Here is a 7,842-nt window from a genome sequence, read left to right as displayed (position 1 = left end):
CTGCCAGTTAATAGTCTTCAAGATACGCTTGTGTTTTCGTTCATTGGTTATCAAACACGGGAAGTTCCAATCAATGGGAGAACACAAATTGACGCAGTATTAACATCCCAGGCAGTAGTTGGGGAAGATGTGGTTGTTGTTGGTTACGGCACACAAAGGCGAAGAGACGTTACTGGCTCAGTTGGTTCTATTTCTACAGAAGATATTGAGTCTACATCAGTAACTGGAGTTGACCAGGCAATTACTGGTAAAGTAGCTGGAGTACAGGTGCAGAATGTGAGTGGGACTCCAGGAGGTGGGCCTTCCATTCGTATTAGGGGTATCGGATCTATTGGAGCAGGTAATGATCCGCTTTTTGTAGTAGATGGATTCCCAATACCCAATTCTCCAAATACGAAATCCAACCCTCTTAACAGTATTTCACCGAGTCAAATAGAATCTATTGAAGTATTAAAAGATGCTTCTGCTACAGCTATTTACGGTTCTAGGGGAGCAAATGGGGTTGTCTTAATAACTACCAAAGAAGGGACTCCACAAACACAAATACAGGTGAATAGCTCTATTGGAATTCAAAGTGTAAGGGAGAGAGGTATGGTCGAAGTTATGAATGCTCGTCAATGGGCCCAATTCATGAAAGAGAGAATGCAAGATAATATTCGCTTCAACCAAGGAAGAGAACCTACAGAGCAGGATATACCGGAAATGTATAGGAATCCTGAGCAATATGGTGAAGGAACCGATTGGCAAGATCAAATTTTTGAAAATGCCATTATGCATGAACAAAATTTCAGCATAAGTACTGGTAATGAAACAATAAGAGCAATGGTGTCTGCAAACTTTATGGATCAAAGAGGAACAGTTCTTGAGACAGGGTATAGACGATACAACTTGAGAGCCAATATTGACGCCAACCTGAGTGAAAATATTAGTGTAGGTTTGAGAATTGCTCCCTCTTTAGAGAATCAAAAATTAGCACCAGAAGTAGATGAGCCGGGTAGATTCAGTGCAATTGCCAGTTCTTTTCTTGTAAATCCAATTGCCTCGGTCAGAAAATCCGACGGTACATTAACATCTATGATAACGGGAGCTGGGATGTTACCGTTTGTAAATCCAGTATTAAAATTAAAGGAAGTGGATGAAGAACTTAGCAGAAAAAGATCGATAGTTAATACATATGCAGAATATGAAGTCTATAGTGGAATAACACTTAGATCAACATTTAACGTTGACTGGAATAATGCCAAAACAGAATTTTTTAAACCTACAACTGTTGGTGTTGGTTTTAGATCTCCACCCACTGCTGCTAACGCCAGATTTACCGATCAAGAGACTTTAAACTGGCTTAATGAGAATACAATACGCTATGAGTCAGTTTACGGAGATCATAATATTAGAGCATTAGCAGGGCTCTCTATTCAGCAAGAAACAATAGAGGTCGGAAATTTTAGTGCTACTAATTTTCCTGACAATGAAATTAGAACCTTTAATGCTGCACCTACCATTGGTGGTAATACTAATATTGGCGAATGGAGTTTAGTTTCGGTATTAGGTAGAATTAATTATGATTTTAAAGATAAATATTTAATAACAGCTACAATCAGAAGAGATGGCTCCTCGAGATTTGGAGCCGATAACCGATGGGGTAGTTTCCCTTCGTTCTCTGTCGGTTGGAGAATTTCTGAAGAAAAATTTATGAGAGAAGTTAACTTATTCAATAATCTATTAATAAGAGGGGGATATGGGTTATCAGGTAATTTTAATATTGGTAATTATTCTCATTTAGGAACGGTAAGCACAGCTAATTATACATTGAATAGCCAAGAAGTTTCTGGTAGAACTGTCACTAACCTCGGAAATCCAAATTTGGGTTGGGAAGAAGTGCAACAGGTAAATCTCGGTTTGAATATGAGCATGCTTGAAGACAGGTTAAATTTCACCTTGGATGCATATGAAAAAATAACTAGTAATATGCTCCTAAATATTGAAACTCCATTTACTTCTGGATTTAATGAGGCTGTTGTTAATCGAGGAGAGGTCACCAATCAAGGCATAGAGTTCGAAGTTAATTCGACAATAGTAAGAAATTCTATCGTTAACTGGGATTTGAGTTTTAATATTGCTCACAACTCAAACGAAGTAACAAAACTAGATAGTCCAATACTTGCTCCCGTAAGTCAAGGACAACATATAACGGAAGAGGGCTATCCTATTGGCCAATTTTATGGATTCGAGGTTGAAGGTATATATAACACGATGGAAGAGATCCAAAATCATATACCCAATGGCGATGCTATACCTGGGCAGTGGAGATATAAAGATGTTAATGGCGACGGAAGAACAGATCCATTTACCGATTTTGTAAGAATAGGTAATGCATTTCCTGATTTTACGTGGGGTTTAAATAGTTCATTAAATTATAAGAATTTTGATTTTAGTGTTTCAGTAACGGGTTCTCAAGGTGGGGAAACTTTGAGAACAGATCGTGAAGATCACTGGAATTTGATGGGAATATTTAATGTAACCGCAGAAGCCCAAAATAGGTGGAGGTCACCGGAGAACCCTGGTGATGGAATTCACGCCAGAGCAATTTCATACAATAATATTGTACATAGATACAACAAAAGTGTCTGGGTCGAGGACAATTCTCACATATGGATTAGAAATATAACGCTTGGACACACATTTAGTAGTAATCAAATCGGGTTTCTTAATTCAATGGGTGCTAATGAACTAAGAGCATACTTGAATGTACACAATCTCTGGATATCTAATACTGATATACAGAATCCAGAAGAATCCGTACTGGCGAATGATCCACTCCAACCTGGTCAAACTCGAAATGGAAATTATCCTATTGCCAGAATGTTCAAATTCGGAATTAATATTAACTTTTGAATTTATTTACCCTCATGATTACCACTAAAAGTAAACTCTATTTTTTCGTCCTATTCTTCGTAATAATATCAATAAGCTTTTTCGCAGTAAGCTGTGATGATTTTTTGAGTTCACAACCTGCTAACTTTATCAGTTCGACAGAGTTTTTTGAGAATGAGGAACAAGTTGATCAAACTGTTATTGCAGCCTATGCAAAATTGCAAGATATGTATAATAATCAATGGAAATTTTCAGAAGTACGCTCTGACAATACAATAAATCAGTATAACTCATCTAATTTTGGACACCATCCTACATGGTTAATAGATGAATTCGTAATGAGTCCCTCTAATCAAAACTTAGCACCTTATTGGCAGGATGTTTATCAAGGTATACAAAGGGCCAATTTGGTTATAAATAACATAGAACAGGTTGAGTTCAGCAGTGGTGATCTGAAAAATCAACTTATGGGTGAGGCCAAGTTTCTACGGTCATTGTACTATTTTAGTTTGGTAAGACTCTTCGGGGGTGTACCCCTAGTCCTTGATCAAGTTCGGTCACCTGACCAGGCTTTTTCAACGCTGGAAGAAAGAGCTAGTACTGAACAGGTTTATAATCAAATTATTACCGATGCCAGTGATGCCGCGGAATTACTACCAGAATCCTACTCAAATGAAAATAAGGGAAGAGCTACAGAGGGAGCAGCAAGAACTTTACTGGCTGATGTATACATGACAAGGCAAAACTTTTCTTCAGCCGCTGAAGAGTTAGAAATAATTATGAATTTAGGGTATGGATTGCTTCCAGATTATTCTGATATATATGACCCTGCTAATAAAAATAATCAAGAGTCAATTTTTGCTGTTAATTATGCAGAGTTGGAAACTAATGTAGGTTTAGGCAATAGCTTTATTTATTCATTTGCTCCTCACAATTCTGGGTCAGAAATCACAGGTGATAATGCAGGCACACCGGCTGGTTTAAATATACCTACTCGAGACATGTTAGAGGCCTACGAATCCGGAGATGAAAGAAAGGAAGCATCCATTGGATTTTATGTTGACCCTGGTAATGGTCAACACGGTATTGCAATTGGGGATACATTGCTCTATGTAAAAAAGGTTGATCATCCACACTCTGTGCGCGGAGCTACGAATGGAAATTGGCCAGTCTACAGATATGCTCATGTCCTACTTATGATGGCTGAGACAATAAATGAAGTTGACGGGCCTATCAGCGAAGCGTATGGTTATATAAATCAGGTTCGTCAAAGAGCTGGACTCGATCCGTTGGCTACAGGTCTTTCTCAGTCAGAATTCAGAGAAGCAATTTATCAAGAGCAAAGGGTAGAACTTGCATTCGAAAATCATCGGTGGTTCAATTTATTAAGGACAGGAAGAGCTATAGAGACAATGATGCAACATGGCGAAGAGGTCAAAGATTTACAGCCACATTTTACTAGTCAACCTGTTTATATAATAGAGGACTTTAAGCTCATATATCCCATACCGGAAAGAGAGATCAATTTAAATCCTCATATTCAGCAGAATCCAGGTTGGTAAATAAAATTAAATTAATCAATTTAAACCATTCTTTTAAATGACTGGAATTAAAATATATTCTATAGGACTACTGTGTGGATGGTTCTGGGTTTTTAGCTCAGGCTTGCTAATAGGTAATACCTACGCTAAAGATTCTGAGTTAGATCAAAAACCTCCTAATATTGTAATAATACTTGCAGATGATATGGGATTCTCTGATTTAGGATCTTATGGTGGTGAAATTAAAACTCCAAATATTGACAAATTGGCAAACAATGGTTTACGGTTTACTCAATTCTACAATACATCCCGTTGTTGGCCAACAAGAACTAGCATGTTAACGGGCTATTATTATCAGCAGGTAAGAGATTCTGACGGTAATGGTCCTTCGTGGGCAAAGCTGCTACCCCATTATTTAGATCGTGCAGGTTACCGAAGCTATCATTCAGGTAAATGGCATATACGAACTGCTTCAAAGCCTGTTGCAGATGGAGGTTTCGATCATTCCCATTGGCTACGCGATCATAATCGATATTTTTATCCTGAAACCCATTATAGGGACGATGATCTCCAGCCTCCTATTGAACCCAATAGCGACTATTATACTACTACAGACTATACTGATTATGCTATTGAATTTCTTCAAGATCACGAAGCTAATTATAAGAATAATCCTTTTTTCCTTTATTTAGCTTATACAGCTCCTCATTTTCCGCTCCAAGCACCACAGGAAGATATAAAACAATATGAGGGTCAATACATGGTAGGGTGGGATTCCATTCGAACAGAGCGATGGAAACGCCTTAAAAAAATGGGAATTTCAGATAATCCATTACCACAACTAGAGCCAGATGTAACGCCGTATTATTTGAATACAGGAATATTCAATGCACTTGGGCCTGGAGAAATAGAGCATGCTGTTCCGTGGAAAAATCTTACAGAACAACAAAAAAGGTTTCAGGCCAAAAAAATGTCCATACATGCGGCAATGATAAGTCGCATGGATCATGAAGTTGGCCGTCTAGTTGGTAAACTTAAGTCAATGGGCGAACTAGAAAATACAATAATATTCTTTTTGTCTGACAATGGAGCAGATGCAACAATTATGATCCGTGGCGAAGGCCATGATCGTGAAGCAGCTATGGGTTCAGGAGAGACTTTTCTTTGCTTGGGACCTGGGTGGTCTAGTTCCTCAAATACTCCATTTAGAAGACATAAAATGTGGGTTCATGAGGGTGGTATTGCTACACCACTAATTGTTCATTGGCCGGATGGAATTAAATCTAAAGGTGAGCTGCACAATACTCCTGGCCATGTAATTGATTTAGTACCGACCATTCTTGACTTAGCAGGAATAGAAAATACGAATTTTGAATCATCTAAATCTCAGAAACCGAAATTACCTGGTAAAAGTCTCATTCCTGTTTTTGAAAATGCACAAACTATAAATCGAGACAATATTTTCTTCAATCATGCCAATCATAGAGCCGTTCGAGTGGATAACTGGAAACTGCTCTCTGCACCTGGCAACCAGTGGGAACTATATAATTTAGCCATTGATCGTGGTGAAACGTACAACATTGCAAAATTAAAACCATCACTTGTTGATAGTATGGCTACTCTCTGGAATAAATTACAAGAAAAGTTTAGAAAACAGGCTAAACAACCTTGACTTAATATCTATGTTAAACGATTAAATAGAGTAACTTCTGAAATGTTTAATGTTGAAGAACATCAACTGCTTTTCCCAATACCGGCCAAAGAAGTTAGGACCACCAGATTGGTTTTGTCAGCCGGCTGCGGTCCAATGCAGCCCTGGAGCTGCTGCAGGACTTCCCGGTCAGCAAAGCTGAACGGGTCGGGGGGGCGTGCTGTCCGACCAGCGGGTCATGCTGGGACACACCACCCACACCAACGTAACCCGGTTTGAGGCCCATCTGGTGAGCTTCTATGATAGCCAGTCCGGCCGTTCCTTCCGTTTTGTGACGAACCTGTTCTCACTGATGGCTACCCAAATAGCGGGCATCTATCGCCAGCGGTGGCATATCGAGAGGGTCTTTAAACGCATTAAAGGGGCTTGGCCGCTTCGGTACTTTTTGGGCGACTCCCCCAATGCGATTAAAATACAGGTCTGGTGTGCGCTGATCGCCGACCTGCTGATACAGGTGCTGCAGCGCTCGCACCGCCGTCGGTGGTCTTATGCCAATCTGCGGGCGATGATTCGCCTGCATTGTTTTAGTTAGTCGACCCTTAAGAACCTTTCTAAGTTAATATGAATCAATGGTTTAGAGGTTTAAAAGGGGAATATTTTGTATCTTGTTTTGCAAGGAAACAGTTCAAAACAGCCCAAAACCTTGCAATTTATGACAGGTACTTCTCCCGTTGCAGGCCAACGTGATGCCTTTCGCCCCTTACTTAAGAACTTCATCGATCCGGATCAAGACTTAGCTGTGCTGGCCGACCGTATGGATTGGTCTTGGTTTGAAGATGGCCTTTGCCGCCCATTACAGCCACACCGGGCAACCGGCCATGCCCATTCCGCTTTATGGTCGGGTGTCTGCTGCTCAAACGCATCTACGACTACAGGGATGATACCCTGGCGGAGGCTTGGGTGATGAATACCTACATGCAATATTTTGCGGGGAGGTCTATTTCCAGCACACCTTTCCCAGCGATCCCAGCGATTTTGTTCACTTTCGAGGCCGTATTGGCCAGGAAGGGGTCGCCAAGATTTTCGCCTACTCGGTAGCCATTCACGAGCTGGACGGACGGGTCAAACAGGCCTTGGGCGTTAAGATTACCACCCCGGACAACCCCAAAGCCTCCGACAGTGAGGCCAAGAGGCGGCGGATGCGCCGCCGGTTTCGCCGCCGGGCGGGCATCAAAGCGATTATCGGACATCTTAAAACGGACCATCGTATGGGACAGAACTATCTGCACGGGAACACATCGTTTCAGATCAATGCCTATCTGGCCGCGGCCGGGTGGAGCTTGAAGAAATGGATGGAGCAGTGGGTTCGAGAGAGGGCCAAATCCTTGCGTTTGCTTTGCATGTATCTGATCCGTATTAATCCATATCAACCAATTTAGAGTTCTTAAGGATCGACTAGTTATGTCCAGCTGGGGACGTTCCTGGCCGATCCGACCAAAGCCCTTTTGCAGCAAAACGGCAACAAAGCTACGGGGTATCTTTATTTCCAACATTAGAAAACAAGGGGGGCTCGTAAACAGATCAGTCAACAAAAACGAGGTGGAGACACTCTGAAGGTTGTTTCTATTAGTCTTCGTAAAGTTTACCGGACAACAGTGATTCTTACTCCTTCATTCATTATTGGCTATTTCGGAGATCATTGTGCCACCCATTTCGGCCATGTTGTGCCATCCGTTTCGGAGGTCATTGTGCCAGTTTAGGTAGGTGATCGCCGGA

At 40.9% G+C, this 7,842-nt stretch carries 5 protein-coding genes and 1 pseudogene; all 6 read left to right on the top strand.

Annotated features, from left to right (window positions below; all coding sequences use genetic code 11):
* On the top strand, window positions 1-2,895 hold a 2,895-nt coding region (locus ACG2E4_RS17980), incomplete at its 5' end, for a SusC/RagA family TonB-linked outer membrane protein (protein ID WP_395262508.1).
* Window positions 2,896-2,999: 104 nt separating this feature from the next.
* Complete coding sequence (locus ACG2E4_RS17975; RefSeq protein ID WP_395262507.1) at window positions 3,000-4,436, top strand: RagB/SusD family nutrient uptake outer membrane protein; 1,437 nt, start codon at window positions 3,000-3,002, stop codon at window positions 4,434-4,436.
* A gap of 37 nt (window positions 4,437-4,473) precedes the next feature.
* A complete protein-coding gene (locus ACG2E4_RS17970; protein ID WP_395262506.1) occupies window positions 4,474-6,087 on the top strand; it encodes an arylsulfatase in 1,614 nt (537 codons plus the stop codon).
* Window positions 6,088-6,283: 196 nt separating this feature from the next.
* A complete protein-coding gene (locus ACG2E4_RS17965; protein ID WP_395262505.1) occupies window positions 6,284-6,658 on the top strand; it encodes a transposase in 375 nt (124 codons plus the stop codon).
* A 302-nt stretch (window positions 6,659-6,960) separates the two neighbouring features.
* Window positions 6,961-7,017: pseudogene (locus ACG2E4_RS17960) on the top strand (hypothetical protein); the annotation flags it as partial.
* A 5-nt stretch (window positions 7,018-7,022) separates the two neighbouring features.
* On the top strand, window positions 7,023-7,505 hold the full coding sequence (locus tag ACG2E4_RS17955; protein WP_395262509.1) for a hypothetical protein: 483 nt from the start codon (window positions 7,023-7,025) through the stop codon (window positions 7,503-7,505).
* Window positions 7,506-7,842: the final 337 nt, after the last annotated feature.

The sequence above is a fragment of the Halalkalibaculum sp. DA384 genome, from assembly GCF_043951955.1.
In the GTDB taxonomy this organism is placed as follows: domain Bacteria; phylum Bacteroidota; class Rhodothermia; order Balneolales; family Balneolaceae; genus JAMQKA01.
Note: the sequence above shows the minus strand (reverse complement) of the source record. Positions and strands in the feature narration are given on the sequence as shown.

Bases quoted from the DNA above. Each gene is read 5' to 3' on its own strand.
- ACG2E4_RS17970 (WP_395262506.1), top strand. From the start codon at position 4,474: ATGACTGGAATTAAAATATATTCTATAGGACTACTGTGTGGATGGTTC.